This window comes from Terrabacter tumescens (genome assembly GCF_014646815.1).
Classification (GTDB): Bacteria; Actinomycetota; Actinomycetes; order Actinomycetales; family Dermatophilaceae; genus Terrabacter; species Terrabacter tumescens.
In genome coordinates this window covers 491,440-511,687 of the sequence record NZ_BMNZ01000004.1, presented here as the reverse complement: position 1 = coordinate 511,687, position 20,248 = coordinate 491,440, and the positions used below count along the sequence as shown (strand labels likewise).

The following is a 20,248-nucleotide window of genomic DNA, read 5'->3' as shown; positions in this document are numbered from 1 at the left end:
GACTCGAGCTCCTAGCGTCTGCGACGTGACCCCGACGGAAAATGGCGTGAGGCGCCGTCCTGCCGAACGTACGATGAACCAAGTGATCTCGCTGCCCCTGGCTGACCCAGGCACCCCCGACCTGACCAGCCCGACGGCCTACCTGCGATGGGTCGGCAAGGGTCAGTGGCGCACCCTCGTGATCGCCATCGCCTTCGGCATCGTGTGGCTCGTCAGCCAGGCGCTCTTCCCCGCCGCGATGGGCAAGGCCATCGACGAGGGCATCATCGGCGGCGACGCCGGCTCGCTCCTGCTGTGGTGCGGCATCCTCATCGGGCTCGTCGTCGTCAGCGCGGCGTCCGGCGCCATGCGGCACAAGTACGCCGTGACGAACTGGATGACGGGCGCCTTCCGCTCGGCCCAGCTCATCGGCCACAAGGCCGCCGACACCGGCGAGGCCCTGACGCGCGCCGTCCCGACCGGCGACGTCGTCGCGACCGTCAGCTCGGACGCGATGCGCATCGGCGGGCTCTACGACGTGTCAGCGCGATTCGCGGGCGCCGTCGTGTCCTACGTCGTCGTCGCGCTCATCCTCCTCGGCGCCTCGACGCCCCTCGGTCTCGTCGTGCTCATCGGCGTGCCGGTGCTCGTCGCGTGCCTCACCTTCATCGTCCGACCGCTCCAGGCACGCCAGCTCGCGCAGCGCGAGGAGTCCGGCAAGCTCATCGGCCTCGGGGCCGACACCGTCGCCGGCCTGCGCGTGCTGCGCGGCATCGGCGGTGAGCACACCTTCCTGACGAGGTATGCCGTGCAGTCGCAGTCCGTGCGCCGGGTGGGCAACCGGGTCGCCGGCTACCAGGCGGCGCTCGACGCGGCGCAGGTGCTGCTGCCCGGCCTCTTCGTCCTCGTCGTCGTGTGGCTCGGTGCGCGCTTCGCCATCGCGGGCGAGATCACCGCGGGGCAGCTCGTGGCCTTCTACGGCTACACCGCCTTCCTCGTGATCCCGCTGCGCACCGCGACCGAGATGGTCGACCGCGCGACCCGCGCCCACATCGGCGCCCGCAAGCTGACGACGATCCTGCGCGTCGAGCCCGACCAGGTCGAGACCCCGGACGCGCAGCCGTTGCCGGCGCAGCCCGCGCGCCTGCACGACCCACGCAGCGGCGTCACCGTCGAGCCGGGCCGGTTCACGGTCGTCGTGTCGTCGCGGCCCGAGGAGTCCGCAGCGCTCGCCGACCGGCTCGGCCGCTTCGGCGCTGCCCCGACCGACGTCCGCCTCGACGGCACGCGGCTCGCCGACGCCTCCCTGGCGGAGGTGCGCCGTCGGGTCGTCGTGTCCGAGACCGACCCACGTCTGTTCACCGGCACGCTGCGCGAGGAGCTCGACCCCTGGGGCGAGCACGACGACGCGTCGATCCTCGCGGCGTTGTCGGTCGCGAGCGGCGAGGACGTCCTCGAGGCGCTGCCCGACGGCCTCGACAACGAGGTCGAGGAGCGCGGCCGGGCCTTCTCGGGTGGCCAGCGCCAGCGCCTCGCCCTGACCCGCGCCCTGCTGACCGGGGCCGACACCCTCGTGCTCGTCGAGCCGACGAGCGCCGTCGACGCCCACACCGAGGCCCGCATCGCCGAGCGGCTCACCGCCGCCCGGGCCGGACGCACCACGGTCGTCATGTCCGCGAGCCCGCTCATCCTCGACCAGGCCGACCACGTCGTCTTCCTGCGCGACGGGGCGGTCGCCGCCACCGGCACCCACGCCCGCCTGATGGCCGATGAACCCGACTACCGACGCACCGTCGTCCGAGGAGAGGAGGACTGATGTCGCTGACACCAGCGCCGACCACGCGCACCCTGCCGGTGGCCGACACCGAGTCCGTGCGGGACCACACCCGTGGCCTGCTCCGCCGGCACCGTCGCAGCCTGCTCACCGTCGTCGGCCTGCACGCCGTGGCCGCGTGCGCCGCCCTCGTGGCCCCGCGCGTCATCGGCCTGCTCGTCGACGAGATCAGCCACGGCCGCTCGCTCGACGTCGTCAACCGCCTCGCGCTGTGGATCGCCGGCGCCGTCGTGGTCCAGACCGTCGTCACGTGGTTCGCCCGCCGCGCCTCGTTCGTCATGGGCGAGACGATCTTCGCCGAGCTGCGCGAGGAGTTCATGGGCCGCGTCGTCGAGCTGCCGCTCTCGACCGTCGAGCGTGCCGGCACCGGTGACCTCGTCTCGCGCACGACGAACGACGTCGAGGCCCTCTCGTACGTCATCCGTTTCGGCATCCCGTCGATCTTCGTCGGGGCCGTGACGACGACGATCACCGTCGTGGCCGCCTTCCTCACGGGGTGGCAGGTCGCCCTCGCGATCGTCGTCGGCGTGCCGATCCTCGTCATCACGACGAGGCGCTACCTGAAGGACGCGCCCGACGGCTACCTCCGGGAGCGCGCGACGTACGCCGTCCTCAACGGGGTCGTCACCGAGTCGGCCGACGGGGCCCGCACCGTCGACGCCCTCGGCCTGCGCGGGCGTCGCCGTCGGCGCATGGACGACGCCCTGCGCGACTGCTACGACGCCGAGCTCTACACGCTGGGGCTGCGCCTGCGGTGGTTCCCCTCGGTCGAGTTCGCCTTCTTCGCGCCCGTCGCGGTCACGCTGCTCTGGGGCGGCTTCCTCATCTCGCGCGACGTCGCGACCGCCGGCACCGTCACCGCCGTGGCGCTCTACGTGCAGCAGATGGCCGGCCCGCTCGACGAGCTCATCTCGTGGCTCGACGAGATCCAGGTCGGCGCGACGAGCCTCGCGCGCGTCATCGGCATCGCCGACGTGCCGGCGGACCGGGCGGCAACCGGCGAGGAGCCTGCGGACGACCACCTCGAGGTCGAGGACGTGCACTACTCCTACCGCGCCGGCCGAGACGTGCTGCGCGGCGTCTCGCTCGACCTGCGCCCCGGTGAGCGCCTCGCCATCGTCGGCCCCTCGGGTGCGGGCAAGTCGACGCTCGGCCGGCTCATGGCCGGCATCGACGGACCCCGTGAGGGCCGCGTCGACGTCGGCGGGGTGCGCCTCGTCGACCTCGAGCTCGCCCAGCTGCGCGGGCAGGTCGCGCTCGTGACGCAGGAGCACCACGTCTTCGTCGGCTCGCTCGAGGACAACCTGCTCCTCGCCCGTCCCGGGGCTTCTCGCGAGCAGCTGCTCGACGCGCTGGGCGCCGTCGACGCCCGCGGCTGGGCCCTCGAGCTGCCCGACGGCCTCGACACCGTCGTCGGCTCGGGCGGCCACCGGCTCACCGAACCGCAGGCGCAGCAGCTCGCGCTCGCCCGACTCGTGCTCGCCGACCCGCACACCCTCGTGCTCGACGAGGCGACCTCGCTGCTCGACCCGCGCGCGGCCCGGCACCTCGAGCGCTCGCTGGCGGCCGTCGTCGAGGGACGCACCGTCGTCGCCATCGCGCACCGGCTCATGACGGCCCACGACGCCGACCGGGTCTGCGTCGTCGAGGACGGTCGGATCAGCGAGATCGGCTCGCACGAGGAGCTGCTCGCGTCCGACGGGGCGTATGCCGCCCTGTGGCGCTCCTGGCGCGACGAGCCCCAGCCCGCCCGCTGAGGAGCGCACGGCGTCGTCCCGGACGGCTGTGACGACGGGGCCACTCGACCATCAGGTCGAGTGGCCCCGTCGTCACACGCTCGGGCCACGGGTCTCGACGACTTCGGCAAATAAATGACAGATGCCGTAACCCCCCTCGGGCTGCCTCGTTGTCAGCGCGGTGCCGGGTCGTTTCTCGACCGGTTGCTGGCCCGCACCGCCGGGTGGGGCCGTCTCTGAGGGGTGACGGCCTCACCCTCCCCCACGTGGTCCGGGGTGGGTGCGGACCCCCGCCCGGTCAGCGGTACCAGAGGCTCCCGGTCACGGCGGTGGGTAGCAGGAGCGGCACCGCGGCGGCCAGCAGCAACACGCTCACCCACCGCGGGCACCGCACCGCGGCCGCGACCCCAGCCGCCACGACGAGCAGCCCCGCCCGCGGCGGCGACTGCCGGTCGCGGGAGCTCAGGCGTCGACGAGGCGGTAGGCCTCCCCCTGGGCCGGGCGCCGGTCGGCCTCACCCCGGGCGGGCCACAGCGACACGGCGCGCTCGGCCTGGGCCGTGATGGTCAGGCTCGGGTTGACGCCGAGGTTGGCCGAGACCGCCGACCCGTCGAGGACGTGCAGGCCCGGATAGCCCCACACGCGCTGGTACGGGTCGATGACGCCGCGCTCCGGCGAGTCGGAGATGACCGCGCCACCGAGGAAGTGCGCCGTCATGGGGATGTCGAGGACCTCGCCGACCGACGACCCGGGCCAGGCCCGCTCGCCCGTGCTCTGCTCGAGACGCTCCGCCATGGCCCGCACCGCGACGTTGCCCTCGGGGATGTAGGTCGGGTTGGGCTCGCCGTGGCCCTGCGACGAGGTCAGGTGCCACCCGAAGGGGCCCCGCCGGCGACGCACCTTGATCGAGTTGTCGCTCGTCTGCATGACGAGGGCGATGACGGTGCGCTCGCTCCAGCGCCGGGTCGACAGCGACCGGGCGAACACGAGCGGGTGCCGGGCCGCCGTGCCGGCGAACCGCAACCACCGGGGTATGCCGCCACCCCCGTCGACCTGCATGACCGCGAGCGCTCCCATGAGGTTCGAACCCTTGCCGTAGCGGACGTTCTCGACGTGCGTCGTGTCGGAGACGTGGAAGCTCGACGTGATCGCCACGCCCCTCGTCAGGTCGACCTCGGCCGGCACCTTCGCGGTCATCGCGCCGCCCAGGGCCTCGGAGTTCGTGCGGGTCAGCTCGCCGAGCGTGTCGGACAGGCGCGGCAGCCCCTGCCCCTCGGGCTCGGCCTTCATCGCCTGGAGCAGCTGCGCCGTGCCCCAGGCGCCCGCCGCCACGACGACCTGGGCCGCCGTGACGGTGCGCTCCCCCGCCCGGCGGCGACCCCACGACCCGCTGCGGACGGTCGTCACGGCATACCCCTGCTCCGGCGCAGCCGGATCGAGCGGGCGCACGCGCGTCACGGTGCGCAACGGCTCGATGGTGACCCCGCGTCGCTCCGCGAGCGCGAGGTAGTTCTTCACGAGGGTGTTCTTGGCGCCGACCCGGCAGCCGACCATGCAGTTGCCGCACTCGGTGCAGCCGGTGCGGGCCGGGCCCTCGCCGCCGAAGTAGGGGTCGGGGACGCGCTTGCCGGGCTCGCCGAAGAAGACGCCCACCGGCGTCTTGCGGAAGGTGTCGCCGACGCCGAGGTCGGTCGCGGTGTCGCGCATCAGCTGCTCGACCGGCCCCTCGCACGGGTTGACGGTGACACCGAGCATTCGCTGGGCCGTTGCGTAGTGCGGCGCGAGCTCGGCCTGCCAGTCGGTGATGTGACCCCACTGCCGGTCGCGGAAGAACGGCGCCGGCGGCACGTAGAGGGTGTTGGCGTAGTTGAGCGACCCGCCGCCGACCCCCGCCCCGGCGAGCACCAGGCAGTCCGGGAGGCGGTGGATGCGCTGGACGCCGAAGAGCCCGAGCTTCGGCGCCCAGACGTAGCGGCGCACGTCCCAGCTCGTCCGGGCGAAGTCCTCGTCCTCGAAGCGGCGACCCGCCTCGTAGACGTGGACGCGGTAGCCCTTCTCGGCGAGCCGCAGGGCGGCGACGGACCCGCCGAAGCCGGACCCGATGACGACGACGTCGTGGTCGAACTCCATGTGCTCACCCTAGGGAGCGCCGGCGCATCAGGCTACCGACAGTAACCTTCGCCACACGCTCCCCGAGCGAGCCCGGGAGGGGCCGGGGGTCAGTTGCCGAGGTACGGCGACACGACGACCTCGACGCGCTGGAACTCCTTGACGTCGGAGTAGCCGGTCGTGGCCATCGCGCGCTTCAGGGCACCGATGACGTTGGTCGCGCCGTCGGCCTGGCGTCCCGGCCCGAAGAGGACCTCCTCGAGCGTGGCCTGGCCACCCAGGGCGATGCGCTCGCCGCGCGGGAGCTGCTGGTGGTGGGCCTCGGGCCCCCAGTGGTAGCCGCCGCCGGGCGCGTCGGTGGCACGCGCCAGGGCCGCACCGAGCATGACCGCGTCGGCGCCGCACGCGACGGCCTTGACGATGTCGCCGGACGTGCCGACGCCGCCGTCGGCGATGACGTGGACGTAGCGACCGCCCGACTCGTCGAGGTAGTCGCGGCGGGCAGCCGCGACGTCGGCGACGGCCGAGGCCATCGGCGCGTGGATGCCCAGGGCCGTCCGGGTCGTGTGCGCGGCGCCACCGCCGAAGCCGACGAGCACGCCCGCGGCGCCGGTGCGCATGAGGTGCAGGGCGGCCGTGTAGGTGGCCGCGCCGCCGACGATGACCGGCACGTCGAGCTCGTAGATGAAGCGCTTGAGGTTGAGCGGCTCTGCCCGGCCCGACACGTGCTCGGCCGAGACGGTCGTGCCACGGATGACGAAGAGGTCGACGCCGGCCTCGACGACGGTCTTCCAGTGCTGCTGGGTGCGCTGCGGAGACAGCGCGCCGGCCACGGTCACCCCGGCCTCACGCAGCTGGCGCAGGCGCTCGGTGATGAGCTCGGGCTTGATCGGCTCGGCGTAGATCTGCTGCATGCGCGCCGTCGCGGCGCCGTCCTCGAGGGCCGCGATCTCGGCCAACTGCCTGGTCGGGTCCTCGTAGCGCGTCCAGAGGCCCTCGAGGTCGAGGACGGGCAGCGCGCCGAGCTTGCCGAGGGCGATGGCGGTCTCGGGCGAGACGACCGAGTCCATCGGGGCCGCCATGACCGGGATGTCGAAGTGGTAGGCGTCGATCTGCCACGACACCGAGACCTCCTCGGGGTCGCGCGTGCGCCGTGAGGGCACGACGGCGATGTCGTCGAAGGAGTAGGCGCGCCGTCCACGCTTGCCTCGGCCAATCTCGATCTCGGTCACCGACCGATCCTATCGACAGCCGGGCGCCGGACGTATCAGCCCATACGGGCACGGGCACTGACCCCCATGGCACACGGATCAGCAGATGCCGGCGTCTTCACGCCGCAGTCGACGTTCTACGAGCAGGGCCGGTTCGGCCGTCTGTTCCCCACCCTGGCGCCCTTCTCCGCCGACACCCCCACCGTCCGCCGCGCCCTCATGGAGCTCGGCAAGCCCGGCGGGATCATGGACGCGCAGGACGGCACCGACCCCGTCGCGCTCATCGTCGACCCGACGCAGAGCGCGCACAACCCCAACAACCCCGACCTGACCGCGGGCATGACCTTCCTCGGCCAGTTCCTCGACCACGACATGACGTTCGACCCGACGAGCTCGCTCGCCCGGCGCCAGGACCCGGAGTCGATCCGCAACTTCCGCATCCCGGCGCTCGACCTCGACAGCGTCTACGGCGGCGGCCCCGGGGTCAGCCCCTTCCTCTACGACCACGCGGTCGACGGCGGCGCCACGAGCTTCCTCGTCGAGTCCATCCCCGGGTCCGATGCCGTGTCTCTCGGAGGGACCCGGACCGACCTGCCGCGCAACGCCCAGAACGTCGCCCTCATCGGCGACCCCCGCAACGACGAGAACCTCATCGTCAGCCAGCTGCACCTCGCGATGCTCCGCTTCCACAACCGGGTCGTCGCCGACGTCAAGGCCGACCTCGGCACCGTCCTCACCGTCGAGGAGGTCTTCGCCGAGGCCCAGCGGATCGTGCGCTGGCACTACCAGTGGATGGTCCTGCACGAGTTCCTGCCCAAGACCGTCGGCGCAGACGTTCTTCGACTTCGGCGACGGGCGCGCCCGGCCCAACAAGCGCATCGACGTGACGCTCTCGTCGCCGCTCTTCGCGCTGATGGGCCAGGCGACCGGCACCCCGGTGTCGCTGGCGCAGCGCAACCTGTTGCGGGCACTGACGATGAAGCTGCCCTCGGGCCAGGCCGTCGCCAAGGCCATGTCGCTGCCGGTGCTCGCGCCGGGCGACCTCGCCGACCTCGCGCCGCTGCACCTCGACCTGCGCACGCCGCTGTGGTTCTACATCCTGCGCGAGGCCGAGGTCGTCGCGCAGGGCCGTCACCTCGGACCGGTGGGCGGCCGGATCGTCGCGGAGGTCTTCCTCGGCCTCGTCGAGGGCGACGCCGACTCCTACCTCGCCCAGGACCCGGGCTGGACCCCGACCTACGGCACCGGGGCCGACTTCACCGTCGTCGACCTGCTCACCGCCGCGGGCGTCGTCGCCACCTTCTGAGCGGCGCGGACGCCACCACGAGATGACGTATGCCGTCCCGCCGAGTCGGCGGGACGGTATACGTCATCGTGGGGTGGGCTCAGCCCACGGTGTAGTTGGGGGCCTCGACGATGCCCTGGATGTCGTGCGGGTGGCTCTCCTTGAGCGAGGCCGAGGTGATGCGTACGAACTGACCCTTGTCCTGCAGCTCGGGGATGGTGCGCGCGCCGACGTAGAACATCGACTGGCGCAGACCGCCGAGCATCTGGTGGGCGACCTGCGACAGCGGACCGCGGTAGGCGACGCGGCCCTCGATGCCCTCGGGCACGATCTTGTCGTCGGAGTCGACCTCGGCCTGGAAGTAGCGGTCCTTGGAGTAGGACTTCTTGCCCCGGCTGCTCATGGCCCCGAGCGAGCCCATGCCGCGGTAGGCCTTGAACTGCTTGCCGTTGACGAAGATCAGCTCTCCCGGGCTCTCCTCGCAGCCGGCGAGCAGCGACCCGATCATCACCGAGTCGGCACCCGCGACGATCGCCTTGGCGATGTCACCGGAGTACTGCAGGCCGCCGTCGGCGATGACCGGCACGCCGGCCGGCTTGCACGCCTGGGCGGCGGCGTGGACCGCGGTGATCTGCGGGGCCCCCACGCCGGTGACGATGCGCGTCGTGCAGATCGAGCCGGGACCCACGCCGACCTTGACGGCGTCGGCGCCGGCGTCGACGAACGCCTGGGCGCCCTCGCGGGTCGCGACGTTGCCGCCGATGACCTGCACGTGACGGGTGGCGGGGTCGCTCTTGAGGCGGGCGACCATCTCGATGAGCAGGCGCACGTGGCCGTGGGCGGTGTCGGCGACGAGCACGTCGACGCCCGCCTCGATGAGGGTCGTGGCCCGCTCCCACGCGTCGCCGAAGTAGCCGATGGCCGCGCCGACCATGAGGCGGCCGTCGGCGTCGTTGCTCGCGTCGGGGAACTGCTCGCCCTTGACGAAGTCCTTGACCGTGATGAGCCCGGCGAGGTGGCCCTCGGAGTCGACGATTGGCAGGCGCTCACGCTTGTGCTGGCGCAGCAGCGAGGTCGCCTCGTCGCGGCTGATGCCGACCGGGCCGGTGATGAGCGGCATCGGCGTCATGACGTCACGCACGAGCGTCGTGGCCCACTCGGCGACCGGCGTGAAGCGCAGGTCGCGGTTGGTCACCATGCCGATGAGCTTCTTGTCGTCGCCGATGACCGGAAGGCCCGAGACGCGGTACTCGCCGCAGATCGCGTCGAGCTCCTCGAGGGTGCGGTCGGGGCCGATGGTGATCGGGTTGGAGATCATCCCGGTCTGGGTCCGCTTGACGAGGTCGACCTGGTAGGCCTGGTCCTGGATCGAGAGGTTGCGGTGCAGCACGCCGAGACCGCCCTGGCGGGCCATCGCGATCGCCATCCGCGCCTCGGTGACGGTGTCCATGGCGGCGGAGATCAGCGGGGAGCGGATCGACAGCTCACGCGTGAGACGCGTCGTCGTGTCGATGTCGTTGGGGGCGAGGTCGCTGTAGCCGGGCAGGAGCAGGACGTCGTCGTACGTCAGCCCCATCGAGGCGAAAGCAGCGGGCACGTCAGACGATCCGAGGCTCATTGCCCGATTCTACGGGCTCCCGGCAGCGCCTCCGAACGCGCGTCAGGGGCTGGTACGGCCGGCGGCGCGAGGCGTGGCAGAGTCGGCAGGGTCGGCGGGGACGACGCCCGGGAGGATGTCGGAGACGACACCGTCGACGAGCGAGCCGACCGCACCGGTGCCGCTGCCGCCGCCTGCGGCGCTGCTCGAGCCCTTGCCCGAACCGTTGCCCGAACCGTTGCCCGAGGCCTTGCCGGGGTCCGAGGCAGCGCTGCCCGAGCCACCGGTCCCGGCCGAGGACCCGGGGGCCGTCTGGTCCTGCGGCGCGCTCGACCCGTTCGGGTCCGTCGAGACCGAGTCGCTCGTCGACCCGGACGCTCCGGTCGACCCGGGGGCGGTCCCGCGCACCTTGGCCTTGGGGGTCGCCTTGGGGGCGGCCGTGGGGGTGGCCTTGGACGTCGTGTTCGTGCTGGTCCTGGCCGTGGTCGAGGGGGCGAGCGTCGTCTGGGGCGCCACGAGCTGGTTCGTCGAGGAGGGCGGCTCCGTCGGGGTCGGTGTGACCGACGGCGTGGGCTTCTTGCCGCCCTTGGTCCCGCCCGCCGGCTTCTTGCCGTTGTTGGTGCCCGGCGGGGTGCCGGTCTGGGTGGCGCCCTGGTCACCCTGGTCGGTCGTCGTGCCCTCGGTGCCGGTCTGGCCGTTGCCGCCCTGGCCGTTGCCCGCCTGGCCGTTGCCGCCCTGGGCCAGGCCGTTGGTGCCGCTGCCGGGCTGACCGGGGTCGCCCGGCCGGCCACCCGCGGCCTGCTCGGTGCCGGGCACGCCCGGGACGGCACCGGGGACGAGGGTGGCGCCGGCCGCGACCGCCTGGCGCTGCGCGGCCGCCACGGCGGCCGGGACGAGCACGATGGAGCCGTCCGCGCGACGGACGAGGACGAGCCCCTGGGCCTGCGCGCTGCGGGAGGTCTGCGGCAGGCCGAGGCGGCTCAGCAGCGCGCTCGGGGCGTCGCTGCGGGCGCTGTCGTCCATCAGCTTGACGATGCGTGCTCGGTCGGCCTGGCTCGGGCCGTTGGCCGGCAGGGTGACGGCCGCTGCGACCCCTGCGCCGGAGGCCGCGACCGCGAGGACCGCGAAGGCGCCGAGGTAGCGGTGCTTGTTGGAGATGCGCCGGCGCCCGGTGCGGGACGGCAGCGGGGTGTCCGCCTGCGTCGCGAGGGCGCCGAGCAGGCCGGCGAGGGGCTCGGAGCCGGCGTCGACCCGACCAGCCAGCCGGTCGAGGAAGAGGTCGTCGGCGATGAGGTCGCTCATGGGAGACAGGTCGTTCATGCCACGTCACCCGCACCGGTGCTGGCGGCGATCATGGCCCGCAGCTTGGTCAGGGCCCGGTGCTGGGCCACGCGCACGGCGCCGGCGGACATGCCGAGGGCAGCCGCGGTCTCGTCGGTGCTCATCCCGACGGCCACGCGCAGGGTGAGGATCTCGCGCTGCTGGGCGGGGAGCTGCTGCATGAGCGCCATCGCGGTGGCGGCGTCGTCGCGCATCACGGCCACGGACTCGGGCGAGGGCCCGTCGTCGGGGCCGTCGGGCAGGTCCGCGACAGGTGCCGGGCCACGCATCGCGGCCCGCTGCGCGTCAGCGAGCTTGCGTGAGGTGATGGTGTAGACGAAGGCCTCGAAGGGCAGGCCGCGCTCCTCGTAGGTCGGCAGAGCCGTCACGACAGCCATGCACACCTCCTGAGCGACGTCCTGGGCAGTGTCCTCGGCTCCGAAGCGGCCGAGGCGGACGCGGGAGTACCGCAGAGCCATGTCCCTGACACGGGCGAGGAGCACGTCGCGCGCGTTGGAGTCACGCGCGGCGAGCGCCGCAAGCTCACGAAGCGATGGAGCGTCCATCCGCTCCATCGCGCCAACACCACCCGGCGTTACGCCGGTGTGTGTGGACCACCCAAGACCCATGAGAGTCGTCGTCCCCCCGAACTGTCGAATGTGCTGGCGACGCCGTCGTCTGCGCCCCGGTCAACCCTCGCCGGAGCGCACCCATGCTAGTGCGACGTCTACCTCGGGGACGAGTGCGATGGTCCGAATGTCCCTTCGGGAACGAGCATGCCATCCGGATGGCAATTCTTGAACAAGTCCTTAAGATTCCGCTCTTTATCCGTGATCGCGCGCCCGGTTAGCGTCAATTCCGCGGTCCCGCACTCATGTCGTGCACCGAGGGGCCGGTACGACACGGCGGCAACCCCGCCCCACCGAGAGACGAGTTCATGGCCGAGATCACCCGCCTGCCCGGACCGGTTGCCGACCTGTGGGACTGGCAGCTGGACGGGGCCTGCCGAGGCGTCAGCCCCGAGGTCTTCTTCCACCCCGAGGGCGAGCGTGGACCTCGCCGCCGCAACCGTGACGCGCAGGCCAAGGCCGTCTGCGCCGCCTGCCCGGTGCTGACCCAGTGCCGCTCCCACGCCCTCGAGGTCCGTGAGCCCTACGGCGTCTGGGGCGGCTTGACCGAGGCCGAGCGCGAGGTTCTCTACGACGGCATCCAGCAGGCGTCCTGACCCCCTGACGTCCGCCGGCACACGTCGCCGGCGGCACGAGCCACTCGGCCCACCCGCGAGACACGACGGGGTCGCGGAGGCCGAGCGCAGCAAGGGCCGCTCCCCACCGGGGAGCGGCCCTTGCTGCTGTTGCCGTGGCCGACGCGGCGCCCGTCAGGACGCCGTGCCGTATGCCGCGTGGCGGCGTCGGTCAGTGACCGTGGCCGTGACCGTGGCCGCCGGCCTCCGGCTCGTCCTCGGGCTTGTCGACGACGAGCGTGTCGGTCGTGAGGATCATCGACGCGATGGACTCGGCGTTGCGCAGCGCGGAACGGGTGACCTTGACCGGGTCGATGACGCCGGCGGCGATGAGGTCGCCGTACTCGCCCGTGGCCGCGTTGAGGCCCTGGCCGAGGGGCAGCTCGGCCACCCTGGAGGTGACGACGTAGCCCTGCAGACCGGCGTTCTCGGCGATCCAGCGCAGCGGCTCGGCGACGGCCTTGCGCACGATGGCAGCGCCCGTGGCCTCGTCACCGGTGAGCTCGAGGGTGTCGATCGCGGAGGCGGCGTGGATGAGGGCGGTGCCGCCACCGGCGACGATGCCCTCCTCGATCGCGGCGCGCGTCGCGGAGATCGCGTCCTCGATGCGGTGCTTCTTCTCCTTGAGCTCGACCTCGGTGTGCGCGCCGACCTTGATGACGCAGACGCCACCGGCGAGCTTGGCGAGGCGCTCCTGGAGCTTCTCGCGGTCCCAGTCGGAGTCGGTGCGCTCGATCTCGGCCTTGATCTGGTGGACGCGGCCGGAGACCTCGCCCTCCTCGCCGTTGCCGTCGATGATCGTCGTGTTGTCCTTGGTGAGGACGACGCGGCGGGCCTGTCCGAGGACGGTCAGGTCGGCCTGGTCGAGGCTGAGCCCGACCTCGGGCGCGATGACCTGGCCACCGGTGAGGATGGCGATGTCCTGGAGCATGGCCTTGCGGCGGTCGCCGAAGCCGGGGGCCTTGACGGCCGCGACGTTGAACGTGCCGCGGATCTTGTTGACGACGAGAGTCGAGAGGGCCTCGCCGTCGACGTCCTCGGCGATGATGAGCAGCGGCTTGCCGGACTGCACGACCTTCTCGAGGACCGGGAGCACCTCGGCGACCGAGGAGATCTTGCCCTGGTTGATGAGGATGTAGGCGTCCTCGAGGACGGTCTCCATGCGCTCGGTGTCGGTGACGAAGTAGGCCGAGAGGTAGCCCTTGTCGAACTGCATGCCCTCGGTGAACTCGAGCTCGGTCGCCGTCGTCGAGGACTCCTCGACGGTGATGACGCCGTCCTTGCCGACCTTGTCGAACGCCTCGCCGATGAGGCCACCGAGGGTGGCGTCCTGGGCGGAGAGGGTGGCGACGGAGGCGATCTCGTCCTTGCCGTCGACCTCGCGGGCGTTGGCGAGGAGCTGGTCGTTGACCGCGGTGACGGCCTTGTCCATGCCGCGCTTGAGCGCGGCCGGGGCGGCGCCGGCGGCGACGTTGCGCAGGCCCTCCTTGACCATGGCCTGGGCGAGCACGGTCGCGGTCGTCGTGCCGTCACCGGCGACGTCGTTGGTCTTGGTCGCGACCTCCTTGGCGAGCTGGGCGCCGAGGTTCTCGTACGGGTCCTCGAGCTCGATCTCACGGGCGATGGTCACGCCGTCGTTCGTGATCGTGGGGGCGCCCCACTTCTTGTCGATGACGACGTTGCGGCCCTTGGGGCCGAGCGTCACCTTGACGGCGTTGGCGAGCGCGTTGACGCCGCGCTCGAGCGACTTGCGGGCGGAGTCGTCAAACTCCAGCTGCTTGGCCATGGTGTTCCTTTGGCTCGGATTGCGTAGCGGTGCTTAGGGATTCCGGGCAGACCCGGGTCAAACGAGACGCACCCCGGCGAGACCCCGATGGGGCTCACCGGGGTGCGGTCACGGCATACGGCTTGGGTCAGCCGACGATGGCGAGGACGTCGCGCGCGGAGAGGATGAGGTACTCCTCGCCGCCGTACTTGACCTCGGTGCCGCCGTACTTGCTGTAGATGACCTTGTCGCCGACCTTGACGTCGAGCGGGACGCGCTCGGTGCCGGTGTCGTTGAAGCGGCCGGGGCCGACAGCGAGGACCTCGCCCTCCTGCGGCTTCTCCTTGGCCGTGTCCGGGATGACGAGGCCGGACGCAGTGGTCTGCTCGGCCTCGAGGGACTTGACGACGATGCGGTCTTCGAGCGGCTTGATGGAAACCGACACGGTGGTGACCTTCCCTTCGGGACAGTCGGAAACTGACTACGGACTGTGGGCTCTTCGAGGCTGGCCGCCGTCGCGGGGGTCGACCTCCCTCGATGAGGGCGCTGGCACTTTCAGGTCGAGAGTGCCAACAAGAAGAAATCTAGGTATGCCGTTAGCACTCGGTCAAGTCGAGTGCCAACACTCGTCGGCTGCGAGGATGGCTTCCATGGACGCTGCCATGGTCGATCGCCTCTCCGCAGGTGAGGGCTGGGCGCTGCTCCAGTCGCTGCCGCCCTACGACGAGGGCGAGTCGCTGCACCTGCAGGGACGCCTGCGCGAGGCGGGCTTCGCGCCCGACCTCGTCGCCGCGGCCATGACCCAGTCGCGGCTGCGCGCCAGGGGCGCCGACAAGTTCGGGGACTTCGCCGCCGGGATGCTCTTCACCCCCGACGGGCTCGAGCAGGCGAGCCGGCTCGCGATCGCCGCCCGCCACGCGCACCGGTATGCCGCGGCCGGCGTCCGCGACGTCTACGACCTCGGCTGCGGGCTGGGCGCCGACGCGATGGCCTTCGCGGGCCTCGACCTCACGGTCCACGCCGTCGACGCCGACGACACGACGGCCCGCGTCGCCGCCGTGAACCTGCGCCACTGGCCGTCCGCCCGGGTGACGCACGGGCTCGCCGAGGACGTACGCCTGCCGCATGGTGAGGGCCGTCGCCACCTCGGCCTGTGGCTCGACCCGGCCCGCCGCGTCACGGGGGTCGCCGACATCACCGGCCGCACCAAGCGCGTCTTCTCGCTCGACGCGATCTCGCCGTCCTGGTCGCAGGTGCTCGCCTTCGCCGAGCAGGTCCCGGCGACCGGGGCCAAGCTCTCCCCCGCCTTCCCGCACGGCTCGGTCCCCCGCGGCGCCGAGGCGCAGTGGACCTCGTGGCACGGCGAGGTGCTCGAGTGCGCCGTGTGGTGGGGACCGCTCGTGGCGACCGTCGGCCGCACCGCCGCCGTGTGCACCGAGAGCTCGACGTCCGTCGTCACCGAGGCCGACGCCGCGGACGGCAGCGGACAGCCGGGACTGACGTCGGTGGCCGAGCTCGGCGAGTGGCTCTACGAGCCGGACCGCGCCGTCATCCGGGCCGGGCTGACCGGCGCGCTCGTCGCCGCCGTCGACGGCGCCGAGCTGGCGGCCGGGGTCGGCTACGTCACGAGCGCGCGGTCCCGGGAGCTGCCGTGGGCGCGGCGTTTCCGCGTGGACGAGGCCATGCCGCTGTCGACCAAGCGCCTCGCCCGCTGGCTGCGCGACCACGGCCACGACCGCGTGACGATCAAGAAGCGCGGCGTCACCCTCGACGCCGACCTGCTGCGTCGCCAGCTGAAGATGACCGGACGCGGCAAGGGCGGCTCCGAGGCGACGCTCGTGCTGACCCGGATCGGCGGCAGCCAGGTCGCCCTCGTCGTCACTCCCGCCTGACTCGGTCACTGCTCGCTCCTGTGACCGCGGTGACCGCCGCGCCCGCCGCCGCTCGCGGCGTGGAGCGTCGGCGGGCGGTAACCGGGCGACGTGACCTTCCAGCGCACGCTGCCCGCCGCCGATGCCGCTCCCGGCGCCGGACGCCACGGCCCTCGGGCCCAGTGGCCGGCCAGGTACCGCGCCGGCTCAGCGGGCTGCGGCGTACAGCGCGTGCAGAGCACTCCAGGTGTCGCCCCAGTCGGGCAGGGCGTTGCCGGCAACGTCGGCCTCGAGGCGGCGGACGTAGGTGTCCCAGCCGGCGGCATACCCGGCGACCTGCGCGGACGTCAGCCGCTCGTGGCGCAGGAGGAGCCGCGCGCCCTCGCCGTCGGCCGCCACCTCGGCGGTGACGACGGACGCGACCCCACCGACGGGCCACTCCCACACCAGTCGCGTCGGCGCCTTGCAGGTGAGGACGCGGCACTGCGGGGTGTCGGCGTCGTCGAAGTGGATGGTGAAGCGACCGCCGGGCCGCAGGTCCCCCGACACGGGAGCGAACCAGCGGGCCAGCCGGTCGGGGTCGGTGCATGCCTGCCACAGGTCCTCGGGCGTCGTGGCGTAGTGCCGGTCGAAGACCACCGCCACGGTCTCGTCACCGTCACTGCCGCGCTCGATCCGGCCCAGCACCTGCATCAGCTCGCCCATCCCCTGCTCCTGTCCTCGACCCGCGGGTGCCGGGTGCGTCCGCTCAGGGTAACCCTACGGTTACGTAACACACAAGGTACACAACGCGGCCTCAGAGGGCGGCGTCCGGCTGGGCCCCGACCCAGCGCACGGCGGCCGCGCCCGCCTCGTTGGCTGCCTCGAGCGCTCGCTGCGCGTCAGCGCCGTCGGCGAGCGCCGCCGCGAGCGCGCCGCAGAAGGCGTCACCCGCACCGACCGTGTCGCCGATCTCGCCTGCAGGCACCTGTATGCCGTCGACCCCGTCGGTCCCCCACCGCGCCCCGGCTGCCCCGAAGGTGACGAGCAGCGAGCCGGGCAGCAGATCCGAGTCCGCGAGCTGGCGCATCTCGTACTCGTTGACCACGACCGGGTCGGCGAGCGCGATGACGTCGGGCGGCAGGCCGGCATACGGGGCGAGGTTGATGACGACGCGGGCACCGGCCGCACGGGCCGCGCGCGCCGCGTCGGCGACCGTGCCGAGGTCGACCTCGAGCGAGCAGAGCAGGACGTCGCCGGGCCCGAGGCGACCGGCCTCTTGGGTCAGCGACGGGTCCGCCTCCGCGTTGGCGCCGGCGACGACGATGATCGAGTTCTCGCCGGCCTCGTCGACGGTGATGAGGGCCGTGCCGGTCGGTGCGGTGTGGCTTGTCGACACCGCAGACGGGTCGACGCCGAGCGCTCCGAGCCGCTCCATGTAGGCGGCACCCGCCTCGTCGTCCCCCACCCGGGCGAGCATCTGCACGTGGCTCGCGCCGGCGCGGGCCGCGGCCGCGGCCTGGTTGCCGCCCTTGCCCCCGGCGTAGCGTCCGCCGGCCCGGCCGAGGACGGTCTCCCCCGGGACGGGGTGCCGCTCGACGAGCGTCACGACGTCGACGTTGAGCGAGCCGAGCACGGCCACGCGACCCATCAGCGCTCCCCGCGTCCGAGCAAGGTGTCGCGCCAGAGACGGGAGTAGCGCTCACCGTCCACCCCGAGCGCGACGTCGACACGGACCGGCGCCTCCCCGTGCGGGTCGTGCGCGATGGCCCCGCTCCAGTCGCGCCGGTCGACGATGGTCCGGCCGCGCGACCAGGAGCCGGCGAGCTCGATGCGTAGCGGCAGCGTCTCGGTGCGCAGTGCGGCGCGGTCGATGACGGCGCAGACCGCGCCGGCGTCGCCGATCGTGGCGTGCTCGCCGCCGAGACGCTCACGCTGGAAGTCCATGAGGCGCCCGCCGAGCTCGGCGGGTCCACGACCACCCACGGCCACGAGCTCGGCTGCGGCGGCCCGGTCGACGACCGGCTCGTAGAAGACGTCGAGCCCGTACATCGTGACCGGGATCCCGAGGTCGGCGGCGGCATCGAGCGTGATGGCTGCCGCCTCCGGGTCGTGGAAGACGTTGAACTCGGCCGAGGCCGTCGCGTTGCCCACGTTGGCGGCGCCGCCCATGAAGACGATCTCCGAGATGCCTCGCGCCGCGTCGGGGTGGGTGCGCAGCAGCAGCGCGATGTTGGTCAGGGGTGCGAGCGGCACGAGGGTCACCGGCCGGCCCGCCTCGGCGGCCTCGCGACAGACGTCGCGGAGCAGCTCGACCGCGTGTCGGGGGTCGACGGTCGCCGTGGTGGCCGCGCCCCATCCGAGGTCGGCCATGCCGTCGTCGCCGTGCACGTGTCGGGCATCGACAGGAGTCTCGAGCAGGGGGCGTTCGGCGCCGCGCGCGACGGGCACGTCGGTGCGGCCAGCCGTTTCGAGGACGAGGAGGGTGTTGCGCACGACGTCGTCGACGGGCGCGTTGCCCCCGACACAGGAGACGGCACGCAGGTCGAGTGAGGGGTGCAGGGCGGCGAGGAGCAGCGCGCACGCGTCGTCGACACCGGTGTCGACGTCGAGCACGACGGGAGTGGGTTCAGTCGTCACAGCGGCAACGTACCGGCTCGCCCCGCGCGCACCGGCTCGCACCACGGCGCAGGGCGCTCGGACCCGTCGGGGATAGGCTCGAACGATGCGCCAGAGCCCGACCCGACGCCGCCGCCCGTCCACGCCGAGCTGGACGGTGCTCGCGGCTGCCGTGACGGCACTCGCCGCGTGCTCGACGACCCCACCGGCCGCCGGGCCCTCGGCCCCCGGGACCACGGCGCAACCCCCGACAGCCACCTCCACCGTCCCCACCACCGGGGCGAGCACCTCGACGAGCACCTCGACGAGCAGCGGCACCCCTTCGACCCCGAGCTCGGCCACCACGACGAAGCCGCCGACGACACCCTCCTCGTGCGCGCCGGACCTCGTCGCGCGCATGGACGCCGGCGAGCGCGCCGGGCAGCTGCTCATGGTCGGGCTCGACAACGGCGCGAGCCGTACCAGCCTCGACGCCCTCGTGGCGCGACGCCACCTCGGCGGCGTCATCCTGCTCGGCGGCTGGACCGGCGGCTCCGACAGCGTCCGCCGGACGACGCGGCACCTGTCCTCCCTCGCGTCGGCCGAGGACACCGCGGGCCTCGGGCTGCTCGTCGCCGCCGACCAGGAGGGTGGGGCCGTGCAGCAGCTGCGCGGCGACGGCTTCAGCCGTATGCCGTCGGCCCGCGTCCAGGACCAGAGCTCGCCGGGTGCGCTGACCGCCGACGCGACACGGTGGGCCAACCAGCTGCGCACGGCGGGCATCAACGTCAACCTCGCGCCGGTCGCCGACACCGTCCCGACCTCGATCGGTCGCGCCAACGGACCGATCGGCCAGTACGACCGCCAGTTCTCCAGCGACCCCGAGCGCGTCTCCCGGATGGTGGGCGCCTTCCTCGCCGGCATGCGCGCCGGCGGGGTGGCCGCCACGGTCAAGCACTTCCCCGGCATCGGCCGGATCACCGGCAACACGGACGTCACTGCGCGCGGCATCACCGACCGCACGACGACCGTCGACGACCCGTACCTCGAGCCGTTCCGCACCGGCATCCAGGACGGGGTGGAGCTCGTCATGGTGGGCTCGGCGATCTACAGCCGCATCGACCCGGGCACCAACGCGGTCTTCTCCAAGCCCATCGTCACCGACCTGCTCCGCGACCGGCTCTCCTACGACGGCGTCGTCATCACCGACGACGTGGGCGCGGCCAAGGCCGTGGCCGCCGTGCCCGTCGGCGAGCGCGCCACCCGCTTCATCCAGGCCGGCGGCGACATCACCCTGACCGCCCGCCCGAGCACCGTCCCCGCCATGCACGACGCCATCACCAGCAAGATGAAGTCGAACCCCGCCTTCGCCCAGCAGGTGGAGACCGCCGCCATCCGAGTCGTCGACCTCAAGCTACGCATGGGCCTCGCCCACTGCCGCTGACCACCGGCAGGGTTGCACTCGGCAACCGGACACATGACAGTCACCAGCCCCCACCGACGCCCCGACCTCCCAGGCGCCACCAGACGATCGCGGGGGCCTGCTCATACGTCGTGGCCGGGACTCACCCAGCCAGGACGAGAGCCGCGCGTGGGGTCGAGAACGAGGGTGACCGGCCGTCCGCGCGGCATCGGCAGCCGGCCGCCGGCATACGGACGTGGGCGTGGGCAGGGACGGCCGGCTGAGGCTCCACGCCGCGCGGGCGGCCGGTCGCCCGAAG

At 72.7% G+C, this 20,248-nt stretch carries 16 protein-coding genes and 1 pseudogene; 7 read left to right on the top strand and 10 right to left on the bottom strand.

What is annotated here, in order from left to right:
- Nucleotides 1-82: 82 nt before the first annotated feature.
- Together IEY30_RS12750 and IEY30_RS12745 are read left to right on the top strand one after the other, a co-directional pair.
- Nucleotides 83-1,795: an ABC transporter ATP-binding protein gene (locus IEY30_RS12750; protein WP_081920416.1), complete on the top strand. Its 1,713-nt coding sequence runs from the start codon at nucleotides 83-85 to the stop codon at nucleotides 1,793-1,795.
- Nucleotides 1,795-3,570, top strand: a complete 1,776-nt coding sequence (locus IEY30_RS12745) for an ABC transporter ATP-binding protein (protein ID WP_030196721.1) — start codon at nucleotides 1,795-1,797, stop codon at nucleotides 3,568-3,570. The genes IEY30_RS12750 and IEY30_RS12745 overlap by 1 nt, the downstream gene beginning before the upstream one ends.
- 441 nt (nucleotides 3,571-4,011) lie before the next feature.
- On the opposite strand, the gene IEY30_RS12740 is transcribed toward IEY30_RS12745, so the two are convergent.
- The gene (locus IEY30_RS12740) at nucleotides 4,012-5,679 is read right to left on the bottom strand and encodes a GMC oxidoreductase (RefSeq protein WP_030196710.1); all 1,668 of its coding nucleotides are present in this window, start codon (nucleotides 5,677-5,679) and stop codon (nucleotides 4,012-4,014) included.
- Between the two features lie 89 nt (nucleotides 5,680-5,768).
- On the bottom strand, nucleotides 5,769-6,890 hold the full coding sequence (locus IEY30_RS12735; protein ID WP_030196706.1) for a GuaB3 family IMP dehydrogenase-related protein: 1,122 nt from the start codon (nucleotides 6,888-6,890) through the stop codon (nucleotides 5,769-5,771).
- Between the two features lie 66 nt (nucleotides 6,891-6,956).
- On the opposite strand from IEY30_RS12735, the pseudogene IEY30_RS22260 reads away from it, so the two are divergent.
- Both IEY30_RS22260 and IEY30_RS21920 read left to right on the top strand, forming a co-directional pair.
- A pseudogene (locus tag IEY30_RS22260) lies at nucleotides 6,957-7,652 on the top strand (peroxidase family protein); the annotation flags it as partial.
- A 100-nt stretch (nucleotides 7,653-7,752) separates the two neighbouring features.
- Nucleotides 7,753-8,175, top strand: a complete 423-nt coding sequence (locus tag IEY30_RS21920) for a peroxidase family protein (protein ID WP_229674974.1) — start codon at nucleotides 7,753-7,755, stop codon at nucleotides 8,173-8,175.
- Nucleotides 8,176-8,254: 79 nt separating this feature from the next.
- Here IEY30_RS21920 and guaB read toward each other — a convergent pair whose 3' ends face one another.
- The 3 genes from guaB to IEY30_RS12715 are packed head-to-tail and all read right to left on the bottom strand — an operon-like array spanning nucleotide 8,255 to nucleotide 11,637.
- Nucleotides 8,255-9,772 carry an IMP dehydrogenase gene (gene guaB / locus IEY30_RS12725; protein ID WP_030196703.1) on the bottom strand — a complete coding sequence of 506 codons (1,518 nt, stop codon included), beginning with the start codon at nucleotides 9,770-9,772 and terminating at the stop codon, nucleotides 8,255-8,257.
- Nucleotides 9,773-9,814: 42 nt separating this feature from the next.
- On the bottom strand, nucleotides 9,815-11,053 hold the full coding sequence (locus IEY30_RS12720; protein WP_030196699.1) for a hypothetical protein: 1,239 nt from the start codon (nucleotides 11,051-11,053) through the stop codon (nucleotides 9,815-9,817).
- 14 nt (nucleotides 11,054-11,067) lie between these two features.
- Nucleotides 11,068-11,637, bottom strand: coding sequence for a sigma-70 family RNA polymerase sigma factor (locus IEY30_RS12715; protein ID WP_052358440.1), 570 nt, complete (start codon nucleotides 11,635-11,637; stop codon nucleotides 11,068-11,070).
- A 371-nt stretch (nucleotides 11,638-12,008) separates the two neighbouring features.
- On the opposite strand from IEY30_RS12715, the gene IEY30_RS12710 reads away from it, so the two are divergent.
- Complete coding sequence (locus IEY30_RS12710) at nucleotides 12,009-12,296, top strand: WhiB family transcriptional regulator (RefSeq protein ID WP_030196692.1); 288 nt, start codon at nucleotides 12,009-12,011, stop codon at nucleotides 12,294-12,296.
- A gap of 190 nt (nucleotides 12,297-12,486) precedes the next feature.
- Here the strand turns inward: IEY30_RS12710 and groL are convergent, their stop codons facing one another.
- Both groL and groES read right to left on the bottom strand, forming a co-directional pair.
- Nucleotides 12,487-14,100 carry a chaperonin GroEL gene (groL, locus tag IEY30_RS12705; protein ID WP_030196690.1) on the bottom strand — a complete coding sequence of 538 codons (1,614 nt, stop codon included), beginning with the start codon at nucleotides 14,098-14,100 and terminating at the stop codon, nucleotides 12,487-12,489.
- A 127-nt stretch (nucleotides 14,101-14,227) separates the two neighbouring features.
- On the bottom strand, nucleotides 14,228-14,524 hold the full coding sequence (gene groES / locus IEY30_RS12700; protein ID WP_030196684.1) for a co-chaperone GroES: 297 nt from the start codon (nucleotides 14,522-14,524) through the stop codon (nucleotides 14,228-14,230).
- Nucleotides 14,525-14,729: 205 nt separating this feature from the next.
- Here groES and IEY30_RS12695 point away from each other — a divergent pair, with 205 nt between their 5' ends.
- The gene (locus tag IEY30_RS12695) at nucleotides 14,730-15,971 is read left to right on the top strand and encodes a class I SAM-dependent methyltransferase (protein WP_030196678.1); all 1,242 of its coding nucleotides are present in this window, start codon (nucleotides 14,730-14,732) and stop codon (nucleotides 15,969-15,971) included.
- Nucleotides 15,972-16,157: 186 nt separating this feature from the next.
- Here IEY30_RS12695 and IEY30_RS12690 read toward each other — a convergent pair whose 3' ends face one another.
- The 3 genes from IEY30_RS12690 to IEY30_RS12680 all read right to left on the bottom strand — a co-directional run bounded on the left by IEY30_RS12690 (nucleotide 16,158) and on the right by IEY30_RS12680 (nucleotide 18,569).
- Nucleotides 16,158-16,655, bottom strand: coding sequence for an SRPBCC family protein (locus IEY30_RS12690; RefSeq protein WP_052358439.1), 498 nt, complete (start codon nucleotides 16,653-16,655; stop codon nucleotides 16,158-16,160).
- Between the two features lie 91 nt (nucleotides 16,656-16,746).
- Nucleotides 16,747-17,580 (bottom strand): PfkB family carbohydrate kinase, encoded by an 834-nt coding sequence (locus IEY30_RS12685; protein ID WP_030196671.1) that lies wholly within the window; start codon nucleotides 17,578-17,580, stop codon nucleotides 16,747-16,749.
- Nucleotides 17,580-18,569 carry a nucleoside hydrolase gene (locus IEY30_RS12680; protein ID WP_030196670.1) on the bottom strand — a complete coding sequence of 330 codons (990 nt, stop codon included), beginning with the start codon at nucleotides 18,567-18,569 and terminating at the stop codon, nucleotides 17,580-17,582. Before IEY30_RS12680 ends, IEY30_RS12685 begins: the two co-directional genes overlap by 1 nt.
- An 85-nt stretch (nucleotides 18,570-18,654) precedes the next feature.
- Here IEY30_RS12680 and IEY30_RS12675 point away from each other — a divergent pair, with 85 nt between their 5' ends.
- Complete coding sequence (locus IEY30_RS12675) at nucleotides 18,655-19,971, top strand: glycoside hydrolase family 3 N-terminal domain-containing protein (RefSeq protein ID WP_030196669.1); 1,317 nt, start codon at nucleotides 18,655-18,657, stop codon at nucleotides 19,969-19,971.
- The last annotated feature ends 277 nt before the right edge of the window (nucleotides 19,972-20,248 follow it).